Here is a 24,453-nt window from a genome sequence, read left to right as displayed (position 1 = left end):
GCATGAGCGGAGCCCTGCGTGGTCACGCTGCGCTGCCTCCTCCGGGCTTGACCGCTCACGCCGGGTCCTTTCTGCGCATGAGCGGAGCCCTGCGTGGTCACGCTGCGCTGCCTCCTCCGGGCTTGACCGCTCATGCGCGCACCACCCAGAACGGCAGGGTTGCCTCGTCGTCGAGCTTCTCGAAGCCCACCTCGACCGGCAGGCCGATCTCCACCGCGGCGGGCTCGATGCCGCGCAATTCACCGAGCATGCGAACGCCCTCCTCCAACTCGACCAGCGCCACCACGAACGGCAACTGCCGCCCCGGCACCTTCGGCGCGTGGTGTACGACGTAACTGAACACCGTGCCGCGCCCGGAGGCGACGACGTAATCGGTGGGTTTCGACTTGTCCTGCCAGATGGCCGGGATGGGGGGATGCCGCAGCGATCCGTCCGGGAGTCGCTGGATGCGCAGCTCCCCGGCGTTGGCTCCCTCCCAGAAGAATTCGGTGTCCCAGGAGACCAGCGGCTTCACCCGCTCGCCCGCGGCGGGCACCTGCGCCGCGGTGCCCGGGGCGAATTTCAACAACCGGAACAGCATCTCGGCGACCACCTCTTCACCGACCCGCCAGGTGGTCTGAAAGGTGACGAACCACCCTTCACCCAGCGCGGTCCGCTTCGGGCCGCGGATGTCCGACAGCGTGCTGGTGACCGAAACCTGCTCACCGACACTGAGATAGCGGTGATAGGTCTGCCTGCAATCGGTGGCCACCACCGAGGTGTAGCCCGCGGCGTCGAGTAGTTCGGTGGCCGCGCCCATCGGATCGTCGGCGGGCCGCGAACCGTTGAGCCCGAACATGGTCCACACCTGCGCCATGGCGGGCGGCGCGACGATGCCGGGATGTCCCACGGCGCGCGCCGCCTGCTCGTCGACGTAGATCGGATTGGCGTCACCCAGCGCCTCGACCCAGTTGTTGATCATCGGCTGGTTCACCGGATCACGCCCGAAACGGGGCGCGCACTCACCCGCCGCCCGAATCGCTTCGGCTGCGGCGACGATCGCCTCCGGAGTAGTGGTTTCCGGCACGCGCGGCTCCTTCACTCGTTATCGGGGTACTCGCGGCAACCGCAGTCCGGACGAGGCGACCAGCTCCCGCATAACCTCGTTGACGCCGCCGCCGAAGGTGACCACGAGGTTCTGCTTGGTCCTGCGGTCCAGCCAGGTCAGCAGTTCGCCGGTGGCAGGGTCGGCCGGGTCGCCGTAGCGGCCGACGATCTCTTCGGCGAGCCTGCCCGCCTCCTGCAGCGATTCGGTGGAATACACCTTGGTGGCCGACGCGTCGGCGATCACCTGGGACTGATCGCCGTCGACGGTCCCGGCCACCTGCCAGTTCAGCAGTTCGTTCAGCCGGACCATGGCGTGGATGCGGCCCAGCGCGCGCCGCACGTCGAGTTCGGCGAGCACGCCGCGCGGTTGCGCCCAGTCGCGCACCCGGTCGTAGAGCTGCTCGATCTTGCCGGACGGACCCAGGCTCACCCGCTCGTGGTTGAGCTGAGTCGTGATCAGCTTCCAGCCTCGGTTCTCCTCGCCGACCAGCATGCTCGCCGGGACGCGCACGTTGTCGAAATAGGTCGCGTTGGTGTGGTGGGCGCCGTCGCAGGTGATGATCGGCGTCCAGGAGTAGCCGGGATCGGTGGTATCCACGATCAGGATCGTGATGCCGCGGTGGCGCGACTCGGCCGAGCCGGTGCGGCAGGCCAGCCACACGTAATCGGCTTCGTGCGCGCCCGTGGTGAAGATCTTCTGCCCGTTGACGACCCAGTCCCCCGACTCGTCGCGCACCGCGGACGTGCGCAGCGCGGCCAGGTCGGTGCCCGCCTCCGGTTCGGAGTAGCCGATCGCGAAATGGATCTCTCCGGAGAGGATTCCGGGCAGGAACCGCTGCTTCTGCTCCTCGGTGCCGAATTGCTGCAAGGTGGGGCCGACGGTCAGCAGCGTCACCAACGGAAGCGGGACGTCGGCGCGGACCGCCTCGTTGAAGAAGATCTGCTGCTCGACCGGCCCGAAACCCTGCCCGCCGTATTCCTTCGGCCAACCGACGCCGAGCAGGCCGTCGCGGCCCATCCGGCGCACGACGGCGCGGTAGGCGTCGCCGTGCCGGTTCACCGCCATCGCGGCCTCCTCCTCGGGAGTCACCAGATCGGCGAAATAGGCGCGCAGTTCGTCGCGCAGCCGGCGTTGCTCGGTGGTCAGGTCGATGAACATCTGGCCCCCAGACGATCGAGCCGCAGCGACGCGCCGCCGAGCCAGCGGGCGAGGTCCTTGGCTTGTGAGTAGTAGCGGTGCATCGGGTGGGTCACGTCCACGCCGAGACCGCCGTGCAGGTGATGGCACTTCTGCATGGCCGCGGGCAGTTCCGCGGTGACGGTGTAGGCCAGGATCTCCAGGTCGTCGTCGGTGCGGTCGCGATGCTCCTGGCTCGAATCATCCTGAGCAAGTGCCCAGTTCGCCGAGACCGCGGCGACGTGCAGGGTTCGCGAGACGACATAGAGGTCGGCGATCTGCTGGGCCACGGCCTGGAACTGGGCCAGCGGCCTGCCGAACTGGTGACGGGTCCGCAGGTGCTCGGCGGTGAGGGTGATCGCACCCTTGAGCAACCCATCGGCTACCGAGCCGATCGAGGCGAGCGCCAGCCGGTGCAGATCGGCCAGGCCGGTGCTCCAGTGCTGTTCGGCGGGTATCTCCACCTGGTCGAGGCGCACGGTGCATTCGGGGATGCCACCGGAGACCGGCGTGGGCGTCAGGGTGAGCCCTTCGGCCTGCGCGTCGACCAGGGCGATGCCGGAACTGGTCGGCACGAGCAGCCAGCTCGCCTCCTCGGCGTAGGGCACGGCCACTTTGTGCCCGCTGATACGCACGGTGTTCCCGCTGGTGACAGCGATGGTCTCCGGCTTGACGGTGAAAGGCGCAGCGGGTTCGCTCAGCGCTGCCGTGAGCACGGTTCCCTTGGCGACCTCGGGCAGCACTCGCGCTATCGCGCTCTCCGGCGCACTCGCCACCATCGGCAGCACGCCGAACCCGAGTGTCGCGAGAGCGGGAACCGCGACCGCGTCGGTCGCCAGCTCGGTCAGCAACGCCGATACTTCGAGTAGCCCCATGCCGTCGCCGCCGTGCCGCTCGGGTACCGCGACGACGAGCAGTCCGGAGTCGACCAATCTCGGCCACAGCTCCATATCGCGAGCGGGTTCTCGCTCCAGCAAGCTCACGACGACCTCGGCGACCGCGTCCTGGCCCTCGTCCCTGGTGAAATCCACGTTTTCTCCCGGTTGTCGGCGACTAGCTGTTCGCGTCACGAGGCAGCCCGAGAATTCGCTCACCGGCCACGGTGAGCAAAATCTGTTCGGTTCCACCAGCGATCGATAGACAGCGCGTGAGCAGGAATTCCTTCACCACTTCGGTATCCTGCGCGCCGGAAGGCCCTGTCGTCTCGACAGCGAATTCCGCGACCGCTTGGCGGTGGCGCACCCCGACCAATTTGCGAACACTACTCTGTGCGCCCGGGTCTCCCCCGGCAAGCAACTTCACTGCCGCGCGTTGTTCCAGCAGAAGTCCGGCGACGGCCTCGGCGACGAATCCGCCGAGCCGGTCGTTCACCAATTCTGTGCCCGGTCCCGTGGCGGGCGATTTCGCGATCAGCTCTTCGAGCACCGGACCGATGCCGTTGCCACCCATCGCGACCCGCTCGGTCGCCAGGGTCGAGCGGGCGATCTGCCATCCATTGTTCAATGCGCCGACCACACAATCGTCCGGCACGAACACGTCGTCGAGGAAAACCTCGCTGAAACGCGCCTCACCGGTGATCTGCACCAGTGGGCGGACTTCGAGTCCGGCGGCGTGCATGTCGACCAAGAAATAGGTGATGCCCCTATGCCTGGGCGCATCCGGATCGGTGCGCGCCAGGCAAATCGCCCAATTCGCCTTGTCGCCCAGTGACGTCCACACCTTCTGTCCGCGCAGCACCCAGCCGCCGTCCACCTTTTTCGCGCTGGTCCGCAGCGCGGCGAGGTCGGAGCCCGCCTCGGGTTCACTGAACAGCTGGCACCACACCACCTCGCCGCGCAAGGTCGGCCACGCGAAGCGTTCGATCTGTTCCGGCGTTCCGTGTCCCAACAGCGTGGGAATCGCCCAGCCGCCGATGGCGAGGTCCGGCGCCGTGAGCCCGGCGCGGCGCAGTTCCTCGGAGATCACCAGACCGGTCATCGGGTCCGCGGCGCGCCCGTACGGCCGCGGCCAATGCGGCATGACCAGACCCGCCTCGACCAGTGCGTCGCGCTGCCGCTGTGCGGGCAGAGCCGCGATCCGCGCGACCTCGGCGGCCAGTTCGCGCGCGCCCCCTCCCGCCACGGCCGAGCCCGCGCCGGGGACGGCGCCTTCGGCGAAGACCCGGTCGGCCCCGGTGGTGCGCCGCGAACCCTGACGGGTCAGCTCGGTGACCCGGGCCCGCCAGCGCGCCGAGCCGCCGAGCAGTTGACGCAGCGCGGTCGCCCTGCGCAGATACAGGTGCGCGTCGTGCTCCCAGGTGAAGCCGATGCCGCCGAGCACCTGGATGCAGTCCTTGGCGGTCTCGACCGCGGCGTCCAAGGCGATCGCGGCCGCGATGGCGGCGGCGATCGGCAGTTCCGCGCCACCGTCGTCCACGGCGGCCGCGGTGTCGGCGGCTACGGCGCGGATGAGTTCGGTGCGGCAGAGCATCCAGGCGCAGATGTGCTTGACCGCCTGGAACGAGCCGATCTTACGGCCGAACTGCTCGCGCACCTTGGCGTAGTCGACCGCGGTCTCCAGGCACCAGCCCGCGAGCCCGGCCAGTTCGGCGGCGACCAGCGCGACGAGCAGATCCCCGGCGTCGTGCGGCGGGGTGAACACCTGTTCGGCGGGCACCCGCAGGTCGGCGCAGTGCACCCGCGCCAGCGGAGTGCTCGGGTCCAGCGGCGTGAGCGCCTCCACCCGCAGGCCGTCGGCGTCGGGTGGCACCAGGCACCAGCGCTGCCCGTGCGGGTGGTCGACCGGCAGCAGGACGGCAGTGCCGGGCGCGGCGCCGAGGACGGAATCCCAGGTACCCGTGAGCAACACGCCGTCGCTTGCGGCGGGTACGCTCACCGTCGATCCGACGACGAAGTCGAGCGCGACACCGCACGGCATGTCCTCGGCGAGCCGGCCCGCCGTGATCAGATTGACCAGAGCCGTTGCCAGCACGGGGCCGCCGACCAGGTCGTGCGCCGCCTGCTCCATCAGCACGGCGAGATCGGCAACCGATCCGCCCGCGCCGCCCGCCTCCTCGGCCACCGCGACCCGGAAGATCCCGATCTCGGCCAGCGCGGGCCAGTAGCCGCGCCAGAAGTCGGCCGCGCCGGTCCGCATTGTTGCAATCGGACGGGCCGAAGCGGCCCACCCGCGCATCGACTCCTGAACGGCTTTATGCTCGTCAGTGGTGGCGATGGTCACACTCCATACCGCCTTTCCGGCGTGACTCCCACACCTAGAACATGTTCTAATATCCTAGCCGGGCGGAAGTCAAGAGACCATCACCGCCGCGGTGCGACCGCGCACACAGCCGACGAAACGACGTTTCCGGAAAGGACTTTCATCAATGGCCAGTCCGTCCCGATCGCAGCCAGCCGATCCGAGCGCGGCGCGGCCCGCCGCTACGGTCACCACGCTCTCCGAGGACGAACTGAGTTCGGCGGCGCAGCGCGAGCGGCGCAAGCGGATCCTGGACGCGACCTTGGCGCTGGCGTCCAAGGGCGGTTACGACGCGGTGCAGATGCGCGCGGTCGCCGAACGCGCCGATGTCGCGGTCGGCACGCTGTACCGCTACTTCCCGTCGAAGGTGCACCTGCTGGTCTCGGCGCTGTCGCGGGAATTCGAGCAGATCGAGGGCAAACGCAAGCCGCTTGCCGGGCAGTCCCCGCAGGAGCGCATGCACCTGCTGCTCACCCAGATCACCCGGATGATGCAGCGCGACCCGCTGCTGACCGAGGCCATGACCCGGGCGTTCATGTTCGCCGACGCCTCCGCCGCCGCCGAGGTCGACCGCGTCGGCAAGGTGATGGACCGCGTCTTCGCGCGAGCCATGAACGATGGGGAGCCCACCGAACGCCAACTGGCCATCGCGCGCGTGATCAGCGATGTGTGGCTGTCGAATCTCGTCGCCTGGCTGACCCGGCGCGCCTCGGCCACCGACGTCACCGAACGCCTGGAACTGACCGTCGACCTCCTGCTCGGCGAACGCAACCAGTAAGCTCGATCGGGATCCCCCAGCGCACGGCGGGCAATTCAGCGCACGGCGAGCAATTCGACGCCCGGCCACCATGCCGGGTTCGAACGGCCGCTGTACTGCGACGAAGCTCACCCGCTCGGATCCCGTCGCCGTTAGCTGGGCAGATCCACCGGACACCGGTTCAGCACCTGCGTTATCGTGCGCACGCGGACCGGCGCGCTGCTGTGCGGCAAATTCAACACAGTATTGTTTTGCCCGCCCCCTGAAAAAACTCCTCCGATCACTAGGTTGGATGCGTGAGCGCACAGGATCTGCCACTGGAACTTCGCCGTGCACTGTCGACGGTCGCGCGCGTGCCACGGCTGCTGGTCGCATCGGATTACGACGGGACACTCGCGCCCATCGTGTCCGATCCGGCCAAAGCCTTCCCCCATCGGGAATCGGTGAGCGCGTTACGAGCCCTCGCCGGCCTGACCGGGACCACTGCCGCCGTGATCTCCGGCCGCGCGCTGCGAGATCTCGCGGCGCTGTCGCGGTTGCCGGTCGAAGTGCAATTGATCGGCAGCCACGGCTCGGAATTCGACGTCGGCTTCGTACACGCGATCGACAACGACGCCAAGCACCTGCTCAGAGAGGTGCAGACAGCGCTGAACCAGATCGCCGCGGACAACCCGGGCGTCACCGTCGAGATCAAGCCGGCCAGTGTGGCGTTGCACGTGCGCAACGCCAGCCCGGAGATCGGTCATCGGGCGCTGTCGCAGGTCCGGCTCGGTCCGGCGTGCTGGTTCGGCGTGCAGGTCACCGAGGGCAAGGCCGTCATCGAACTGGCCGTGGTGCAGACCGACAAGGGCACCGCACTGGACACCGTCCGGCATCAGGCGGGGGCCTCGGCCGCGGTGTTCTTCGGTGACGACGTCACCGACGAGAAGGCGTTCCGGGTGCTCGCGGGCCCGGACGTCGGCATCAAGGTCGGCGACGGCGAGAGCCTGGCCAAGTTCCGGGTGGACAGCACCGAGGCCGTGGCCTGGGCGCTGGCCTACCTGCTGGAGGAGCGCCGGACCTGGCTGGCGGGCGCGAGCGCGCCGCGTATCGAGCGGCTGACCATGCTGGCCAGCCCGCGCTCGGTCGCGCTGCTCACCCCGGACGCCACGGTGACCTGGTTCTGCCACCCGGAGCCGGACTCCGCCGCGGTGTTCGCGCACCTGCTCGGCGGCCCGCAGGGCGGTCACTTCACCATCGAGCCCGAGCGGCCGGGGCTGCCGCTCTCGCAGCGCTACGTCGACGGCACGATGACCGTCGAAACGCGCTGGGCCAGTCTGCAAGTCACCGACTACCTGCCGCACGACGTCGCGCCCACGCGTACCGACCTCACCCGGGTGATCACCGGCGACGCGAAGGCCGTGGTCACCTTCGCTCCCCGGCCCGAGTTCGGCCAGGTGCCGGTGAACCTCGAAGCGCAGGAGGGCGGGCTGCGCGTGTACGGCACCAACGATCCGATCGTGCTGCGCTCCCCCGGCGTGCGATGGGAGATCGTCTCCGACGGGACCCACGAGTCGGCACGTGCCGTGGTCGACCCCTCCAAAGGCCCGGTCGTGCTCGAATTGCGCTGTGGCACCTTCGACCTCGAACCCGCCGAGACCAGCGAGGCCCAGCGGCGCCGGGAGGCCGAGCGGTACTGGTCGGAGTGGGCCTCGACGCTCACGCTGCCGCCGCTGAAGCCCGACCTGATGAAGCGCTCCGCGCTGACCCTGCGCGGCCTCGTGCACGCGCCCTCCGGTTCGATCCTCGCGGCCGCCACCACCTCGCTGCCCGAGGACATCGGCGGCGTGCGCAACTGGGACTACCGCTATTGCTGGCTGCGCGACGCCGCGTTGACCGCCCAGGCGCTGGTCTCGCTCGGCTCCCTCACCGAGGCCGAGGATTACCTCGGCTGGGTGCACCGGGTACTGGAGACGTTGCCCGGCCCCGAGCGCCTGCACCCGCTGTACACGCTGTACGGCGAGACGCTGCCGCCGGAGGCCTCGATCGACCAGTTGCCCGGCTACGCGGGCTCGCGTCCGGTCCGCGTCGGCAACGCGGCCAACATGCAGGTGCAGTTGGACGTCTTCGGCCCGATCGTGGATCTCATCGCCACCCTGGCGCACGCCAGGGAGCTGCGGGGCGTCACCGATCCCGCGCACGTGCTGCCCGATGCCGACTGGGAGCTGGTGTGCGCCATGGTCTCGGCGGTCCAGCGGCGCTGGCAGGAGCCCGACCACGGCATCTGGGAGATCCGCGGCAACCCCCGCCACCACGTGTACTCGAAGGTGATGGGCTGGCTGACCGTCGATCGTGCGCTGACCCTGGCGCAGAAGTTCGATCGCGAGGCCGATCCGGCCTGGCCGGTGCTGCGCGACACCATCGCCGACGAGGTGAAGGCGAAGGGCTGGAACGACGACGTGCAGTCCTACACCGCGGCCTACGACGGCACCGACCTCGACGCGGCCACGCTGCACATCGGGCTGAGCGGCCTGATCGACCCCTCCGACCCGCGCTTCGCGGCGACCGTCGTGGCGACCGAGGCCGAGCTGCGCAGCGGCTCGACCGTGTACCGCTATCACCACGACGACGGCTTGCCCGGCGGCGAGGGCGGATTCCACCTGTGCGCGGCCTGGCTGGTCGAGGCGTACCTGCTGATCGGGAAGCGCTCGGACGCCGAGGCGCTGTTCGCCCAGCTGGTCGACGTCGCGGGGCCGACGGGGCTGCTGAGCGAAGAGTACGACCCGGTCGCCGAACGTTCGCTCGGTAACCATCCCCAGGCCTACAGCCATCTCGGCCTGTTGCGCTGCGCGCAGCTGCTCGGACAGCCGGTGGAGGCCGCGCTGGTCTGAAGTCTCGAGCTCACCGAGGGCCCGCGAACGAGGAATCGTCCACGGGCCCTTGGTTTTCGCGTTCCACGTGGGCGTTACCTCCTACCGCCGGACCGGATTTGCTAGAGTTAAACGGGAACGATTTCCATTTTGATCTGCCGGACTGCCAGGAGTACCCCACGTGAAGACCAGATTCGCCATGAAGTGTGTAGGCATCGCCGTGGGGTTGGCCTCCGTAGCGACAATCGCCGCGTGTGGCGACTCCACCGACTCCGACCAGCCGGTCGTCGTCACCTCCACCGATGTATGGGGTGACATCGCCGCCGCCATCGCGGGTCCCGACGCCACCGTGCGGTCGCTGATCACCGATCCGAACGCCGATCCGCACTCACACGAGACCTCCGCTGTCGAGTCGGCCGAACTGAGCGACGCCGATCTGGTGGTCTACAACGGCGGGGGCTACGACGAATTCGCCGAGAAGGCGGTGGCGGGCACGAACAAGCGCACGGTGGACGCGTACTCCCTGCGCGTGGACCAGAGCGACGAGAACGAGCACATCTGGTACGACGTGCGCACCGTGGATGTGGTCGCCGACCGCATCGCCGCCCAGCTCGGCGAACTGGACCCGGACAAGGCCGCGGCCTACACCGAGCGTGCGACGACGTTCAAGGGCCGCCTCGCCGCGGTCACCGCCATCACCGGCAAACTCGCCGCCGAGCATCCGAAAACGCCGGTGCTGCAGACCGAACCCCTCGCGCACTACCTCTTGGCCGCCGCCGCGGCGGACGATCTGACGCCGCACGAGTTCCAGGAAGCCATCGAGCAGGAGACCGACCCGGCGCCCGCGGCCGTCGCGGCGACCCAGGACCTGCTCACCGGCAAGCGCGTCCGCGCATTGATCTACAACGTGCAGACCGAGGACAAGATCACCAAAGACCTGCGGAACACCGCGCAGAACGCGGGCATCGCCGTCGTCGAGGTGACCGAGACCCTGCCCGAGGGTGAGGATTACATTCAGTGGCAGACGAAGAACGCGCAGGCCTTGGCCGCCGCGTTGGCCTGAGCGGATGACCGAGCCAGCGGCGCTGACCGAGCACACCGACCGGGCGCAACGGCGGCGGTCGGGCATCGGCGACGACTCGGCCGCGGTGCGGCTGGAGTCGGCGCGGTTGTCGTTCGGCGACCGAACCTTGTGGGACGGACTGGATCTCACTGTCGCCCGCGGGGAGTTCGTCGCGGTTCTCGGCCCGAACGGGTCGGGTAAGACCTCCCTGCTGAAGGTTTTGCTGGGTCAACTCGGTTTGAGTTCCGGCACTGCCCGGATCGCGGGCTCGCCCGCGCGCGCGGGCAATCCTGACATCGGCTATGTGCCGCAACAGAAGACGATCGACGCCGGAGTGCAGTTGCGCGGCGTCGATCTCGTCGGGCTCGGCGTCGACGGGCATCGCTGGGGGCTCGGACTACGCTACCGAGCCGAGCGCAAGCGCAAGGTGGCCGCTGCCATCGCCGACGTCGGTGCGGAACATTTCGCCTACGCGCCATTGGAATCCATGTCCGGCGGCGAGCAGCAGCGCCTGCGGGTGGCGCAGGCGCTGGTCGGCGATCCGAAGGTGCTGTTGTGCGACGAGCCGTTGCTCAGCCTGGATCTGGCCAACCAGCGGCTGGTCGCCGAACTGATCGATCGCCGCAGGCGCACCCACGACACCGCGGTGCTCTTCGTGACGCACGAGATCAATCCGATTCTGCCCCTGGTGGATCGCGTGCTGTACCTGGTCGACGGCCGGTTCCGGATCGGGACGCCGGAGGAGGTGATGACCTCCGCGGTGCTGTCACAGCTGTACCGCACCGAGGTGGACGTCCTGCGGGTACGCGGGCGTCTGGTGGTCGTCGGCACCGGCGACACCATGGACGCGCTCGGCACGGCGGGCGGCCACTGCCACGGACCGGCGGGCGACGAATTCGCACACGGCGTCGCCACGCCGGAGGTAACCGCGGCAACGGGCGATGCGCCGGTGAACAGTACATCCTCCGCCGGCCCGGCAACGACCGCTTCCGCTTCGAGCGAGTCGTCGGACACCAACGGCGCTGCCCCGGCCCGACGACCTTCCGTGGAGCCGGCCGCCACCGTGGACGGCGACGGAGGCGGCCCGGCCCGGCCGGCCGCTGACCCGGATCAGAGCGGAGTGCGTTCGTGACCGACAAGCTCTCCGGCGTTCTCGACAAGATGCTGGATTTCGGTACCACGGCGAACCTGCTTTCCTACGGGTTCGTCCAGCAGGCGCTGCTCGCCGCGGCCCTGCTCGGATTGCTGTCGGGGGTGATCGGTCCGCTGATCATCAGCAGGCAGATGTCGTTCGCGGTGCACGGCACCAGCGAGCTGTCCCTGACCGGCGCCGCCGCGGCGCTGCTGGCCGGTATCGGGGTCGGTGTCGGCGCCATCGCGGGGTCGGTGGTCGCCGCGGTGTTGTTCGGGCTGCTCGGCACCCGGGCACGCGAACGCGATTCGGTGATCGCGGTGGTGCTCTCGTTCGGGCTGGGGCTCTCGGTGCTGTTCCTGTGGCTCGGCCCCGATCGCGCGGGCTCGAAGTTCTCGCTGCTCACCGGACAGGTGGTCAGCGTCGGCAACAACGGCATCGGCCTGCTCGCGGTCTGCACCGCCGGAGTGATCGCGGTGCTCGCGTTCGTCTACCGGCCGCTGCTGTTCGCCAGCTCCGATCCGGAGGTGGCGGTGGCGCGCGGGGTTCCGGTGCGGGCGCTGTCCATCGTGTTCGCCGTGCTGCTGGGCATCACGGCGGCCTTCGGGGTACAGATCGTCGGCGCGCTGCTCGTTCTCGCCCTGCTGATCACCCCGGCCGCCGCGGCGGCGCAGCTCACCGCGAACCCGGTCCGGGCGACGGTGCTCGCGGTGGTGTTCGCGGAAGTGGCCGCGGTGGGCGGCATCCTGCTGTCGCTGGCGCCGGGTGTCCCCGTCTCGACCTTCGTCACCACGATCTCGTTCCTGACCTACCTCGCCTGCCGCCTGCTCGGCGCCCGCAACCGCCGCCTCGCCCCCGCCCGCTGAAGACCGCTCACCAGACCCGGTGGGCGCTGGCCGCTGCGGACCTCGACTCGCGTCGATAGCAGGCCGCACGGGTAGGCAGATGCGTACAGGAAGGCCGCGCTCCTGGATATCCCGCGCAGTTCAGCGTGGCAGCGCCACGCCGGCATCACTTTGATGGCGGCCGCCTTCAGTCACTTGCCAGGGTTTTCGTATGCTCGACGCATCGCGCCCCCGAACGAATGGTGACCAACGATGATCGACTTCGCGATTCCCGCCGAACTCGCCGCCGAACGCGATCGAGTACGCCGATTCGTCATCGACAAGATCGTCCCCTACGAGCGCGACCCGCGCCTGACCGCGCACGGCCCGACCGACGAGCTGCGCCAGGAACTCGTCGAACTCGCGCGCGCCGAGAAGCTGCTCACCGTGCAGGCGCCCGAAGGGCTCGGCGGGCGCGGACTGACCCACGTCGAGCAGGCGGTGATCTACGAAGCGGCGGGCTGGTCCACGCTCGGCCCGGTCGCGATGAACTGCGCGGCGCCCGACGAGGGCAACATGTTCCTGCTGTCCAAGGTGGCCGACCCCGACCAGGTGCGGCGTCATCTGGCCCCGGTGGTCGCGGGCCACCAGCGCTCGGTCTTCGCCATGACCGAGCCCGACGGCGCCGGCTCCGACCCCGCCCAGCTGACCACCGAAGCGACCTTCGACGGCGAGAACTTCACCGTCAACGGGCGCAAATGGCTGATCACCGGCGCCAACGGCGCGAAGACCTGGATCATCATGGCGCGTTTGGCCGCCAACCCGCACTTGCCCGAGGGGCCCACGCTGTTCCTCACCGACGGCGATCAGCCCGGCATCGTCATCGAACGCACGATGAACACGATGGACCGCAACTACGTCGCCGGGCACGGTGTTGTCCGCTTCGACAACCTGGTCCTGCCCAGGGAGGCGCTGCTCGGCGAGGCGGGCCAGGCGCTGCGCTACGCCCAGCTCCGGCTCGCACCGGCCCGCTTGACCCATTGCATGCGCTGGCTCGGCGCCGCCGAACGCGCCCAGAGCATCGCGGTCGAGCACGCGCGCACCCGCACCGCGTTCGGCAAGCCGATCGGCGAACACGAGGGCGTGTCGTTCATGCTGGCCGATAACGAGATCGCGCTGCACCAGTGCAGGCTGACCATCTGGCACGCCTGCTGGCTGATGGACAACGGGGCGAAGGCGCGGCACGAGAGCTCGATCGCCAAGTCGTTCGTCTCCGAGGAACTGTTCAAGGTCGCCGACCGGTGTGTACAGGTGCTCGGCGGCATCGGCATCAGCGACGAGACGGTGGTCGAGATGATCTTCCGGGACATGCGCGCGTTCCGGCTCTACGACGGGCCGACCGAGGTGCACAAGTACGCCATCGGGCGAAAGGTCCTGCGCGGATAGCGGAGGACTTTCGGCCCCACGTCAGGTCCGCGTCCGTCGGCTAACATCCTGAGGCATGAGTTCGGAACTGCACGTCGATGTCTCCCGGGGCGTCGCCGTGCTCACGCTCAATCGGCCCGCGCAGCAGAACGCGTTCACTCCCACGATGGCCGCCGAATTGGGCGCCGCATTGCAACGCTGCGATGCGGAAGACGCCATCCGTGCCGTGATCGTCACCGGCACCCCGCCCGCGTTCTGCGCGGGCGCGGACCTATCCAATCGAGTCGGGGAGGTCAGCGCCACGATCGCCCCGCCTCCGTGGCGAGTGCGCAAACCGGTGATCGCGGCCGTGAACGGCCACGCGGTGGGCATCGGCTTGGCGCTGGCCCTGCAATGCGACCTGCGATACCTGGCGCGCGACGCGGTGTACGGGCTGAACCAGGTCCGCCGCGGCGTCGTGGCCGACGGCTACGCGCACTGGACGCTACCCAGGCTCGTCGGCATGGCCAACGCCGCCGACATCATGCTGACCGGGCGCACGTTCGATGGTGACGAAGCCAAAGCGATGGGCTTGGCCAACAGCTCGCTGCCCGCGAGCGAGGTGTTACCGACCGCCCTCGCCGTTGCGCACGACATCGCGAACGGCTCGGCCCCGCTACCGGTGGCGCTATCCAAGCGGCTGCTCTGGGAGGGGCTCGGAATGAGTCCCACGGTGGTCGGTCAACTGGAGACCGAACTCAACCAGCATGCGACCAAGAGCATCGACGGCGGCGAGGCCATGGCAGCCTTCCGGGATCGCAGACAGCCCAGCTGGTCCGGCAGCGTCAGCACGGAATGGCCCGCCTGGGATGCAGCGGACCGCGAGCGGCCCAGCCTGGATTAGGGACTCGGCCCGGCGCGGAGCTTCGGCGCAGTCGCGCCGCACTCGCCCGCTGTGCGACTGTCTCGACCGCGGTGGACGGCCTCCGTCCGGCTGCGCGGCTCAGGCGTTGCCGCCGAGGAGAATGAGCAGGAACAGCACCGCGAAGATGATCATCAGAACGGTGCCGACGATGCCGAGGATGTAGCCGACCATCACCTGGGCGCGACCACCGAGCGCACCGCCGGATTCCTCGATCTGGTCGAGCGCGCGCCGCCCCAGTGCCCACGCCACCGGCCCCAGCACGCCGCAGCAGAAGACGCTCACCGCGCCGAGAAACAAGACCGCCGTCGCGTTCGGATGCTCGACCGGCGAACCGATGGGCTGATTGGGTATCACCACCAGCCGAATTCTACTGGGCTCGTCCGGCTCTCCGGGTCTTTAGGCCATACGAGTCGGGTATCGCCGGATTCCCTTGCAGGTCTTGGGTTCGGCGCCCGATCCGGTTCTAGGACTACGCGGTGAGTTACCCGCGTTCCTGCGAAACAAGTTGTCGCGCAAGGGAACAGGGCATGGGGTCCCCGAGAGCGGCTCGCACCTGGCCATCGCCGCCGTCGGCAGGCAGCACACGCTTCCGCGGTCGACGGCAGGCAGGCCGGACGAGCGGCGCAACGCCCTCAGGCGCGGCGTTGCCGGGCGACTTCGGAGAGCACCACTCCGGCGGCGACCGACGCGTTCAGCGATTCCACCGGGCCCGCCATCGGAATCGACAAGATCGAGTCACACGACTCCCGGACCAGGCGGGAAAGGCCCTTGCCCTCCGAGCCGACCACGATCACGATCGGCTCGCGGCCGTCGAAGTCGTCCAAGGTGGTGTCGCCACCCGCGTCCAAGCCGACGATCTGAACTCCCTGAGCCGCCCAATCCTTCAGTGTGCGCGTGAGATTCGTCGCGCGGGCGACCGGGAGCCGAGCGGCGGCGCCCGCGCTGGTACGCCAGGCGACCGCGGTGACGCTCGCGCTGCGCCGCTGCGGAATCAGGACGCCGTGCCCACCGAAGGCCGCCACGGAACGCACCACCGCACCGAGGTTGCGCGGATCGGAGATATTGTCCAGCGCGACCAGCAGCGCGGGCTCCGCGGAACCACGTGCCCGGTCGAGCAGGTCGTCCGGGTGGGCGTAGCGGTACGGCGGCACCTGAAGAGCGACGCCCTGGTGCAATCCATTGGAACTCATTCGATCCAGGTCGGTGCGCGGCACCTCCAGGATCGAGATGCCCGCATCGGCGGCCAACCGCACGCTCTCGGTCAACCGGTCGTCGTTCTCGGTGCCCACCGCGACGTACAGCGCCGTCGCGGGCACACCCGCACGCAGGCACTCGACCACCGGATTGCGCCCGAGCACCAACTCCGGACCGTCATCGCTCTTGCGTCCCGCGGGCCTGGCCCCGCCGCGCGCGGACGAACGAGCCTGCGCGCTCTTGGCTTTCACCGCCGCTCGCTTGGCGGCGGGATGCTTGGTGCGCATCTCGGCGGGCGGCGTCGCGCCACGCCCCTCCAGCCCGCGCCTGCGCTTGCCGCCGGAGCCGACCACGGCGCCCTTCTTGCTACCGCTCTTGCGAACCGCACCTCGGCGCTGCGAATTGCCTGCCATCATTTGGCCTTTCCGGATTGCGGTGCGCCGAGGGCCCATTCGGGACCGCTGGCGGTGTCGGTGACGTCGATGCCCGCGGACTGGAGCCGATCGCGCACGGCGTCGGCGGTCGACCAGTCCTTGGTGGCCCGGGCCTCCTGACGGCGGTCGAGTTCCGCGCGCACCAGCACGTCCAGCGCGTCGAGCGCGGCGGAGGAATCGCTCGGGGCGTACCAGTGCGGGTCGAGCGGGTCGACACCGAGGACGCCGAGCATGGCGCGCACCTGGCTCGCCAGATCGCGCGCGAAGTCGATCGCGCCGACTTCCAACGCCTTGTTGCCCTCGTGCACGGCGCGGTGGATCTCCGCCAGGGCCTTGGGCACCGCGAGGTCGTCGTCGAGGGCGGCGGCGAACGCGTCGGTCCACTTGCCGACCGGAATCTCGCCGGCCCGGTCCACCACCCGGTTCACGAACGCCTCGATGCGCTGATAGGACTGCGCCGCGTCGTGCAGCGCCTTGTCGGAGTACTCCAGCATCGAGCGGTAGTGCGCGCTGCCGAGGTAGAACCGCAGCTCGACGGCACGCACCTGCTTCAGGACGTTCGGCACGGAGAGCACGTTGCCCAGTGATTTGGACATCTTCTCCCCGCCCATGGTCACCCAGCCGTTGTGTAGCCAGTACCTGGCGAATCCGTCGCCCGCGCCCTTCGACTGGGCGATCTCGTTCTCGTGGTGTGGGAACACCAGGTCCATGCCACCGCAGTGGATGTCGAATTCCGGGCCGAGATAGAACCCGGCCATCGCGGAGCACTCCAGGTGCCAGCCGGGGCGGCCGGGGCCCCACGGCGACGGCCAGCTGGGCTCGCCCGGCTTGGCCGCCTTCCACAGGGTGAAGTCGCGGGGGTCGCGTTTGCCCTCGCCCGCGCTCTCACCTTGGTGCACGTCATCGAGCCGGTGGCCCGACAGCTTGCCGTAGTCGGGAAAGCTGACCACGTCGAAGTAGACATTCCCCGCGGAGGCGTAGGCGTGACCGCGGTCGATCAGCCGCCGCATCATCTCGACCATCTGGGTGATGTGGCCGGTGGCACGGGGCTCCGCGGACGGTGGCAGCACGCCGAGCCGTTCGTAGGCGCGGTCGAAGGCGCGCTCGTGCGTGGCGGCCCACTCCCACCACGGCCTGCCCGCCTCGGCGGCCTTGGTCAGGATCTTGTCCTCGATATCGGTGACATTGCGGATGAACCAGACGTCGAAGTCGTGCGCCAGCAACCAGCGTCGCAGCACATCGAACGCGACTCCGCTGCGCACATGGCCGATGTGCGGTTCACCCTGCACGGTGGCGCCACAGAGGTACACCGACGCACGGCCGGGGACCAAGGGCGCGAAATCGCGCACGGTCCGCGTGTCGGTGTCAAAGAGGCGCAGCGTCACGGCAGTCGATCCTAGCTGGTGTATACGGTCGTTCACGGACCGGCTCGGGTCCGCCGGAGCAGGATCAACGACAGGCTTGCAGCAGGGCCGTCGCCACAGCGGCGACGCCCTCGCCGCGGCCGGTCAGTCCGAGGCCGTCGGTGGTGGTGCCGGACACCGAAACAGGGGCATCGAGCAGCTCGCCGAGCACCTTTTGCGCTTCGGCGCGCCGGGGCCCGATCTTGGGACGATTGCCGATCACCTGCACCGCGGCGTTGACCACTTCGAAGCCCGCTTCGCCCAGCAGCCTGCGCACTTCCTTCAGCATGGCCGCGCCGGAGACACCCGCCCATTCCGGGCGTCCGGTGCCGAACACCGCGCCGACATCGCCGAGGCCCGCCGCGGACAGCAGCGCGTCGCACAGCGCGTGTGCGGCGACGTCACCGTCCGAATGACCCGCGCAGCCGTCGTCACCGTCGAACAGCAGACCGGCCATCCAGCAGGGCCGGCCCGCTTCGATCGGATGGACGTCGCTGCCGATGCCGACGCGCATGGTCACGGCGTCACCGCCCGTCCGACGCTCGCACCGTCGAGCACCGCGTCGGCGAGCCGGAGGTCGAGCGGAGTGGTGATCTTGAAGGCCAGCGGGTCGCCGGCAATCGTGTGGACTCCGACACCGAGCCGCTCCACCAGCCCCGCGTCATCGGTGGCCTGGATGCCCTCGGTCGCGTAGGCCGAACGCAGCAGATCGGCCGCGAAACCCTGCGGCGTCTGGATGGCGCGCAACCGGGCGCGGTCGGGAGTGCCGGTGACCGCACCGGCCGCGTCGACGGACTTGATGGTGTCGGCTACCGGAAGCCCGGGAACCACGGCAGGACGGCCCGCACGCAACTCCGCCGCGACGCGAGCGATGAGCTCGGGCGGCGTGAGGGCGCGGGCGGCGTCGTGCACCAAGAAGTAGGCGGCGTCGGGCGCGGCGGCGAGACCCGCTCGCACCGAGTCGATGCGTTCGGCGCCGCCGACGACCACCTGCACCGAATCCGAGGGCGGCAGCAGGGCAACGGCGCTGTCGACGAGCTCGGTGGGAACCATCACGATGATCCGGTCGACCACGCCGGAGGCGATCAAGCCTTCGACGGCGAGCCGGACCATGGGTGTGCCGCCGACCGCGACGAACGCCTTGGGTTTCGATTCACCCAGACGCACGCCACGGCCGGCGGCAGGCACCAGAGCAACGACGGGTCCGTCGGTGGAACGGACACCGTTGTCAGGTGTGTTCACGGTCAGGAAGCCGCTGCGAGGACCTCATCGAGCAGGGTCTCAGCCTTGCCGTCATCGGTGCCTTCGGCCAGCGCGAGCTCACCGACCAGGATCTGCCGAGCCTTGGCCAGCATGCGCTTCTCACCCGCGGAGAGGCCGCGGTCCTGCTCCCGGCGCCACAGATCGCGAACGACCTCGGCCACCTTGTTCACATCGCCGGAGGCGAGCTTCTCCAGGTTGGCCTTGTAGCGGCGGGACCAGTTGGTCGGCTCCTCCGTATGCGGCGCACGAAGCACCTGGAAGACCCGATCGAGACCCTCCTGACCCACGACGTCACGCACGCCGACGTATTCGGCGTTCTCCGCGGGAACCCGAACAGTGAGATCGCCTTGGGCGACCTTCAGGACCAGATACTCTTTTTGCTCACCCTTGATGGTGCGAGTCTCGATTGCTTCGATCAGCGCCGCTCCGTGGTGGGGGTAAACGACGGTGTCTCCGACCTTAAAAATCATGTGTCCCGTGCCCCTTTCGATGTTCACAGTTTAACATGCGACTCGATAACGGCGCGATCAACTGTGCAGGTCAGGGCCACAACGAGGCAACCGCAGGGCTTGACAGATGCCAGGCGGTGTGCATTACGTTGTGCCGGAACGAGTTATCTCCCGGCTCTACCGGCGTCGCCCGCCCGTGGTGGCCCGGCACCTTCGTGGCAATCTCCCGAACCTCGACCGAACTGTTATCGAAGCGCCGAGTGTCGGGGACCGCTCCCCTGCCCTGCCGCACGCCGCCGCGCTCAGGATGTCCCGCGCACGCCACCGGAGGCGGAGTTCGGCCAGCCGCCGGAGGCTGAGTCGGCCAGCCGCCGGAGGCTGAGTCGACCAGCCACCGGAGGTGGAGTTGACACAGCCCCCGCGCCCGCGCCGCCGAGGGAACTACTACGCTGCCTAGTTACTACGCTCCCGCGCGGAGCAGAGCCCGGTCGACATGGAGGGACAACCCGTGACTGCCCTGAAAGCTGTGACCGCCCCGAAGGGGGCGCGACGTCGCATGGTGACGGTTGCCGCACTCGCCGCCGGAGCGGCGATCGCGCTGTCCGGCTGCGGCGCGGGCCAGATCTCGCAGACCGCCGACCAGGTCGCCGCCGTGAACGGCAATTACGCCGACGTCGGCCGCATCGCGCTGCGCAACGTGCACATCGTGTACCCGGCCGAGGGCACCGGTTACAACAACGCGAAGGGCGGCAAGGCGCTCATCGCGCTGTCGGTCATCAACAACAGCGAGTCCGTTCGCGACGAGCTGACCAGCATCACCACCGACCTCGGCACCGTCAAGATCACCTCGGCCGCCGGCAAGTCCGTCGTCGAGATCGCCCCCCAGCAGACCGTCGTCGCAGCCGATCACCCGGTCAAGCGCGAGGCCGCGCCGACCACCACCGCAGCGCCGACCACCACCGCCGGAGCACCCACCACCACTGCGCGCCCCGCCGCGCCGACCACCACCGCGCCGACCACCACCGCGCCGACCACCACCGCCGATTCGCACGGTTCGGACGAGCACGGCTCCCAGCCCGCCGCCGACCCCGAGGCCGAGCCGATCATGATCGAGATCACCGGCCTGACCAGGGACATCACTCCCGGCCTGACCTACAACGTCTCGTTCAACTTCAAGCAGAACGGCACCGTCCAGGTCCAGGTCCCCGTCGACGCGGGGCTGCACACCGAGCGCCACCAGTCCGACAAGTCCGGCCCGGCCGAAGCCGGACACGGCGGCGGTCACTGAGTCCCGGCGCAGTCGCTGGAAGACGAACACTGTCAGCGGCGGTGCGTATGGTGCCGGTGTGGCCAAGACCAAGCCGACCTTCCGCTGCTCCGCCTGCTCCCATGAAGTCGCCAAGTGGGTCGGCAAGTGCCCTGAGTGCGGCGCATGGGGCACCGTCGACGAAGTAGTCGTCGGGGCGGGCGCGGTCGGTTCACCGGGACGCAAGGCGATGTTGCCGAGCACCGCGGCCGCGCCTATCTCCCAGATCGACTCGAAGGTCACCAGAGCCAGGCCGACGGGCGTCACCGAGCTGGACCGAGTGCTCGGCGGCGGGGTCGTGCCCGGCTCCGTGGTCCTGCTGTCCGGCGAGCCGGGGGTGGGCAAGTCGACGCTGCTGCTCGAGGTGGCGCATCGCTGGGCGGCCCAGCGCGACGAGAAGGCGCTGTACGTCACCGCGGAGGAGTCGGCGGGGCAGGTCCGGTTGCGGGCCGATCGCACCGGCGCGGTGCACGACAGGGTCTATCTGGCGTCCGAATCGGATCTGTCGATCGTGCTCGGACACGTCGAGCAGGTGCGTCCGACCTTGCTGGTGGTCGACTCGGTCCAGACCATGCTCGCCCCGCAGGTGGACGGCGTGATCGGCGGTGTCACCCAAGTACGCGAGGTGACCGCCGCGCTGACCTCGCTGGCCAAGGCCAGCGGGATCGCGGTGCTGCTGGTCGGGCACGTCACCAAGGATGGCAGCGTGGCGGGCCCGCGCACGCTCGAGCACTTGGTCGACGTCGTCCTGCACTTCGAAGGCGACAAGAACTCCACGCTGCGCATGGTGCGCGGCATCAAAAACCGCTTCGGCAGCGCCGACGAGGTGGGTTGCTTCGAGCTGCACGAGGACGGCATCGCCTGTGTCGACGACCCGTCCGGCCTGTTCCTGCACCACCGGACGGATTCGGTGCCCGGCACGGCGGTGACCGTCGCGATGGACGGCAAGCGCCCGCTGGTCGGCGAGGTGCAGGGCCTGACCGTGAAGACCGAGATACCGCAGCCGCGGCGCGCGGTGAGCGGACTGGACTACAACCGGGTCGCCATGGTGCTTGCGGTCCTGCAGAGCCGTGGCCGGGTATTCCTCGGCAAGAGCGACGTCTACGCCGCGACGGTCGGCGGTATGCGGCTGGTCGAGCCGTCGGCCGACCTCGCCATCGCGCTCGCCATCGCCAGCGCGGAGTCCGACGTCGCGATTCCGCCGGGCTGGGTGATCCTGGGCGAGGTCGGACTCGCGGGCGAGGTCCGCAAGGTGACCGGCCTCAACCGCCGACTCGCCGAAGCCGAACGCCTGGGCTTCACCACCGCCTTGGTGCCTCCCGGACTCACCCCGGTGAAAAGCACCATGAGGATCCACGAGGTCACCGACCTCCGCTCCGCCATCCGCATAGCCGGTCTACGCAAACTCCGCGCCGCCCCGGAAGAGGCCGCCAGCTGATTCGACCGGCTGCCGGGCACGTCACCATCATGAGCCATTCAGAACACCCAGCGTCGTAGCCGCTGGAACCGAGACGACTCAGGCGATGTTGAACGGCTCGGCCGCACTGCGTACCGACCCCAGTTGCGCAACGACGTTGTAGGCCCCCGGCGGGACCTGGACGCGCTCGCCCGCGCAATTGGGCTGGGAAGTAGAGCCCGACCAGGTCACGGTGAACGCCGCCTGCTCACCGCGATTCATCGTGCGGACGTCGGGCTGCCCGTCGGGGTAGCAGTCGGTGCTCGACCACAGGCGCCGCTGGCCGTCGAGCGTGTGCACCGAAACCTGTTGCAGACCCGAGCCCATGTCGCGGGTGCACGCCACCGACGAGATGTTGGTGATGACGATGCCGAACACCGGCTGCTCACCGGTCTTGTAGGTGGGCTGCTCGACGGTCACCTTGATCGCCAGCGACTGGTCCGGGCAAGGGCCCGCCGCCGCGGCGCTGGTGCTCGCCGCGGAGGACTTCGCCGCGCCGGAATCCCCCGACGGCTTGGCCGCCGCGTCGGCGGGCTTGGCCACGACCGAGCTGGACCCGGCGGACTTGGTGTCACCGGGCGAGTCACCGCCGCGCGCGACCGCGAGCACGACCCAGATCACCAGCGCCAGCGCGACCACCAGAACTCCGATGGCGAACGCGCGGCGACGCCAATAGATCTCCGGTGGCAGCGGTCCATTCGGTTCCAGCACGCCTCAACGGTAAGGGCAGAATCGGGCGCATCGTCTCAGGGGCACGGCGTGTCGGCCACCCGCCCCCAGCAGCGACGAGTACATTCCGCCGGCACGCTGGGCGAATCGCGGGCGCGCCGCCGGTCAGACCTCCTCGCCGATGTTGCCCACGACGCGGTGCAGCTGCACTTTGCCCTCGGCCAGCTTGTAGGTGACGGAGGCGATGGCGCACTCACCGGTCGCCACCGCCTGGGAGATGATCATCGACCGCTGCATGAGCAGGCGGCTGGTCTCCACGACGTGCCTGGCCTCGATCTCGTCGACGGTGGACAGGCCTTCGCGTCGTCCGATCAGAATGGACGGCGTGACCCGCTCGACCACGCTGCGGATGAACCCGCCCGGCACCTCGCCGCCGTCCAGCGCGTCGATGGTGGCCTTCACGGCTCCGCAACTGTCGTGCCCGAGCACTACGATGAGCGGCACGTTGAGCACCTGCACCCCGTACTCGATCGAACCGAGGACCGAGCTGTCGACCACATGGCCCGCGGTGCGCACCACGAACATGTCGCCGAGGCCCTGGTCGAAGATCAATTCGGCGGCGACCCTGGAGTCGCCGCAACCGAACAAGATCGCTTGCGGATGCTGGCCGCTGACGAGCTTGGCCCGGTGCGCGGCACCCTGGCTAGGATGCAGCAGCGCACCGCTGACGAAACGCTCGTTGCCTTCACGCAAGGACTTCCAGGCACTGATCGGGTTGGAATCCGGCATACCGACCATTGTGCACAACACTTGCGTTACCAGCGAGTTCGATTGGTTACAGGTGGGCAAATACCGCCTGGCGGCAGTAGGACAGGGATAGTGAGGGCAGTGCGGAAGGGCGTGCCGAAGGGCATCGACGCGGACACGTTGCTGGACTGGTACGGGGAGACCGCGCGTGATCTGCCGTGGCGGCGGCCCGGCGTCACCGCGTGGCAGATCCTGATGAGCGAGATCATGCTGCAGCAGACCCCGGTCGTGCGGGTCGAGCCGATCTGGCGGGAGTGGGTGGCGCGCTGGCCGGTCCCCTCGGCGATGGCCGCCTCCGCACAGGCCGAGGTGCTGCGCGCCTGGGGCAAGCTGGGCTATCCGCGTCGAGCGCTGCGGCTGCACGAGTGCGCCACGGTACTGGCGGCCGAGCACGGTGACGAAGTGCCCGCCGACGTGGACGTGCTGCTCGGTCTGCCGGGGATCGGCGCTTACACCGCGCGCGCCGTCGCCTGTTTCGCCTATGGCCAACGGGTTCCGGTGGTGGACACCAACGTTCGCCGTGTGGTTGCCAGGGCGGTGCACGGCCGCGCGGAAGCGGGCAACCCGTCCTCCCGGGACCTGCGGGAAACCGAAGCGCTGCTGCCGCTCCAGGTCGACCGCGCCGCCGTGTTCTCCGCGGCCCTGATGGAACTGGGCGCGACCGTGTGCACCGCCCGCACCCCCGATTGCTCGCGCTGCCCGCTGCCGAGCTGCGCGTGGGTCACCGCTGGCAGGCCGGTGAGCGAGGTGGTCCGCCGCACCCAGAAATACGAGGGCACCGACCGCCAAGCACGCGGTCGCCTGCTGGACGTCCTGCGCCACGCCACCGGACCGGTGGAGCGGATGCGCCTGGACCTGGCCTGGACTCGCGACCCGGGCCAGCGCGACCGCGCGCTGGACTCGTTGCTGGTGGACGGCCTGATCGAACAGACGCCCGACGGCTTGTTCGCCTTGGCGGGCGAGGGCGGCAACCCCGCGGCGAACAGCTGAGCTGGAACCGCCCGCGAGCGGTTCGGCC

21 protein-coding genes and 1 pseudogene are annotated in these 24,453 nt (G+C 69.3%); 10 read left to right on the top strand and 12 right to left on the bottom strand.

Translation table 11 applies throughout. The annotated features are described in order from the left end of the window. Positions 1 to 130: 130 nt before the first annotated feature. The 4 genes from M8859_RS20280 to M8859_RS20265 are packed head-to-tail and all read right to left on the bottom strand — an operon-like array spanning position 131 to position 5,482. A complete protein-coding gene (locus tag M8859_RS20280; RefSeq protein WP_195070253.1) occupies positions 131 to 1,066 on the bottom strand; it encodes a bifunctional MaoC family dehydratase N-terminal/OB-fold nucleic acid binding domain-containing protein in 936 nt (311 codons plus the stop codon). Between the two features lie 18 nt (positions 1,067 to 1,084). Then, positions 1,085 to 2,245, bottom strand: coding sequence for an acyl-CoA dehydrogenase family protein (locus M8859_RS20275; protein WP_159924637.1), 1,161 nt, complete (start codon positions 2,243 to 2,245; stop codon positions 1,085 to 1,087). Next, positions 2,230 to 3,294 (bottom strand): acyl-CoA dehydrogenase family protein, encoded by a 1,065-nt coding sequence (locus M8859_RS20270; protein ID WP_159924635.1) that lies wholly within the window; start codon positions 3,292 to 3,294, stop codon positions 2,230 to 2,232. Before M8859_RS20270 ends, M8859_RS20275 begins: the two co-directional genes overlap by 16 nt. A gap of 22 nt (positions 3,295 to 3,316) precedes the next feature. Then, positions 3,317 to 5,482: an acyl-CoA dehydrogenase family protein gene (locus M8859_RS20265; RefSeq protein WP_249644698.1), complete on the bottom strand. Its 2,166-nt coding sequence runs from the start codon at positions 5,480 to 5,482 to the stop codon at positions 3,317 to 3,319. Between the two features lie 145 nt (positions 5,483 to 5,627). Here M8859_RS20265 and kstR point away from each other — a divergent pair, with 145 nt between their 5' ends. The 7 genes and pseudogenes from kstR (at position 5,628) to M8859_RS20230 (ending at position 14,433) form a co-directional block, all read left to right on the top strand. After that, positions 5,628 to 6,278: a cholesterol catabolism transcriptional regulator KstR gene (gene kstR / locus M8859_RS20260; protein ID WP_043686038.1), complete on the top strand. Its 651-nt coding sequence runs from the start codon at positions 5,628 to 5,630 to the stop codon at positions 6,276 to 6,278. A gap of 275 nt (positions 6,279 to 6,553) precedes the next feature. After that, complete coding sequence (gene otsB, locus M8859_RS20255; protein WP_159924631.1) at positions 6,554 to 9,127, top strand: trehalose-phosphatase; 2,574 nt, start codon at positions 6,554 to 6,556, stop codon at positions 9,125 to 9,127. A 160-nt stretch (positions 9,128 to 9,287) separates the two neighbouring features. Then, positions 9,288 to 10,169: a metal ABC transporter solute-binding protein, Zn/Mn family gene (locus tag M8859_RS20250; RefSeq protein WP_321210182.1), complete on the top strand. Its 882-nt coding sequence runs from the start codon at positions 9,288 to 9,290 to the stop codon at positions 10,167 to 10,169. A 4-nt stretch (positions 10,170 to 10,173) separates the two neighbouring features. After that, a pseudogene (locus tag M8859_RS20245) lies at positions 10,174 to 11,037 on the top strand (metal ABC transporter ATP-binding protein); the annotation flags it as partial. 260 nt (positions 11,038 to 11,297) lie between these two features. After that, positions 11,298 to 12,167, top strand: a complete 870-nt coding sequence (locus M8859_RS20240; RefSeq protein ID WP_159924621.1) for a metal ABC transporter permease — start codon at positions 11,298 to 11,300, stop codon at positions 12,165 to 12,167. A 231-nt stretch (positions 12,168 to 12,398) separates the two neighbouring features. After that, a complete protein-coding gene (locus M8859_RS20235) occupies positions 12,399 to 13,571 on the top strand; it encodes an acyl-CoA dehydrogenase family protein (protein WP_159924619.1) in 1,173 nt (390 codons plus the stop codon). Between the two features lie 55 nt (positions 13,572 to 13,626). Continuing rightward, complete coding sequence (locus tag M8859_RS20230) at positions 13,627 to 14,433, top strand: enoyl-CoA hydratase/isomerase family protein (RefSeq protein ID WP_159924617.1); 807 nt, start codon at positions 13,627 to 13,629, stop codon at positions 14,431 to 14,433. Positions 14,434 to 14,532: 99 nt separating this feature from the next. On the opposite strand, the gene M8859_RS20225 is transcribed toward M8859_RS20230, so the two are convergent. The 6 genes from M8859_RS20225 to carD all read right to left on the bottom strand — a co-directional run bounded on the left by M8859_RS20225 (position 14,533) and on the right by carD (position 19,218). Then, entirely contained in the window at positions 14,533 to 14,811 is a 279-nt protein-coding gene (locus M8859_RS20225) for a DUF4190 domain-containing protein (protein WP_159924615.1), read from the bottom strand. Positions 14,812 to 15,086: 275 nt separating this feature from the next. Beyond that, positions 15,087 to 16,061: a 23S rRNA (guanosine(2251)-2'-O)-methyltransferase RlmB gene (gene rlmB / locus M8859_RS20220; protein ID WP_249644731.1), complete on the bottom strand. Its 975-nt coding sequence runs from the start codon at positions 16,059 to 16,061 to the stop codon at positions 15,087 to 15,089. After that, entirely contained in the window at positions 16,061 to 17,467 is a 1,407-nt protein-coding gene (gene cysS / locus M8859_RS20215) for a cysteine--tRNA ligase (RefSeq protein ID WP_195140824.1), read from the bottom strand. The genes rlmB and cysS overlap by 1 nt, the downstream gene beginning before the upstream one ends. 64 nt (positions 17,468 to 17,531) lie before the next feature. Then, positions 17,532 to 17,999, bottom strand: a complete 468-nt coding sequence (gene ispF, locus M8859_RS20210) for a 2-C-methyl-D-erythritol 2,4-cyclodiphosphate synthase (RefSeq protein ID WP_159924821.1) — start codon at positions 17,997 to 17,999, stop codon at positions 17,532 to 17,534. 2 nt (positions 18,000 to 18,001) lie between these two features. After that, positions 18,002 to 18,727: a 2-C-methyl-D-erythritol 4-phosphate cytidylyltransferase gene (gene ispD, locus M8859_RS20205; RefSeq protein ID WP_159924611.1), complete on the bottom strand. Its 726-nt coding sequence runs from the start codon at positions 18,725 to 18,727 to the stop codon at positions 18,002 to 18,004. A gap of 2 nt (positions 18,728 to 18,729) precedes the next feature. Next, positions 18,730 to 19,218 carry an RNA polymerase-binding transcription factor CarD gene (gene carD, locus M8859_RS20200; protein WP_011206964.1) on the bottom strand — a complete coding sequence of 163 codons (489 nt, stop codon included), beginning with the start codon at positions 19,216 to 19,218 and terminating at the stop codon, positions 18,730 to 18,732. 487 nt (positions 19,219 to 19,705) lie between these two features. Here carD and M8859_RS20195 point away from each other — a divergent pair, with 487 nt between their 5' ends. Both M8859_RS20195 and radA read left to right on the top strand, forming a co-directional pair. Beyond that, positions 19,706 to 20,485 (top strand): copper chaperone PCu(A)C domain-containing protein, encoded by a 780-nt coding sequence (locus tag M8859_RS20195; protein ID WP_372492924.1) that lies wholly within the window; start codon positions 19,706 to 19,708, stop codon positions 20,483 to 20,485. A 58-nt stretch (positions 20,486 to 20,543) separates the two neighbouring features. Continuing rightward, complete coding sequence (radA, locus tag M8859_RS20190; protein WP_195070250.1) at positions 20,544 to 21,941, top strand: DNA repair protein RadA; 1,398 nt, start codon at positions 20,544 to 20,546, stop codon at positions 21,939 to 21,941. A gap of 78 nt (positions 21,942 to 22,019) precedes the next feature. On the opposite strand, the gene M8859_RS20185 is transcribed toward radA, so the two are convergent. Next, positions 22,020 to 22,670 carry a hypothetical protein gene (locus M8859_RS20185; protein ID WP_159924607.1) on the bottom strand — a complete coding sequence of 217 codons (651 nt, stop codon included), beginning with the start codon at positions 22,668 to 22,670 and terminating at the stop codon, positions 22,020 to 22,022. 123 nt (positions 22,671 to 22,793) lie between these two features. Beyond that, entirely contained in the window at positions 22,794 to 23,417 is a 624-nt protein-coding gene (locus tag M8859_RS20180; protein ID WP_159924605.1) for a carbonic anhydrase, read from the bottom strand. A gap of 90 nt (positions 23,418 to 23,507) precedes the next feature. Here M8859_RS20180 and M8859_RS20175 point away from each other — a divergent pair, with 90 nt between their 5' ends. Then, entirely contained in the window at positions 23,508 to 24,425 is a 918-nt protein-coding gene (locus tag M8859_RS20175; RefSeq protein WP_321210179.1) for an HhH-GPD family protein, read from the top strand. Positions 24,426 to 24,453 lie beyond the last annotated feature (28 nt).

The sequence above is a fragment of the Nocardia sputi genome, from assembly GCF_023501985.1.
This window is presented reverse-complemented; position numbering and strand designations above follow the sequence as displayed.

What these genes read in the sequence shown, in the direction of transcription:
- M8859_RS20275 (WP_159924637.1), bottom strand. Translation starts at nt 2,245, where the DNA reads ATGTTCATCGACCTGACCACCGAGCAACGCCGGCTGCGCGACGAACTG.
- kstR (WP_043686038.1), top strand. Translation starts at nt 5,628, where the DNA reads ATGGCCAGTCCGTCCCGATCGCAGCCAGCCGATCCGAGCGCGGCGCGG.
- M8859_RS20235 (WP_159924619.1), top strand. Translation starts at nt 12,399, where the DNA reads ATGATCGACTTCGCGATTCCCGCCGAACTCGCCGCCGAACGCGATCGA.
- M8859_RS20230 (WP_159924617.1), top strand. Translation starts at nt 13,627, where the DNA reads ATGAGTTCGGAACTGCACGTCGATGTCTCCCGGGGCGTCGCCGTGCTC.
- rlmB (WP_249644731.1), bottom strand. Translation starts at nt 16,061, where the DNA reads ATGGCAGGCAATTCGCAGCGCCGAGGTGCGGTTCGCAAGAGCGGTAGC.
- ispF (WP_159924821.1), bottom strand. Translation starts at nt 17,999, where the DNA reads ATGCGCGTCGGCATCGGCAGCGACGTCCATCCGATCGAAGCGGGCCGG.
- carD (WP_011206964.1), bottom strand. Translation starts at nt 19,218, where the DNA reads ATGATTTTTAAGGTCGGAGACACCGTCGTTTACCCCCACCACGGAGCG.
- M8859_RS20180 (WP_159924605.1), bottom strand. Translation starts at nt 23,417, where the DNA reads ATGCCGGATTCCAACCCGATCAGTGCCTGGAAGTCCTTGCGTGAAGGC.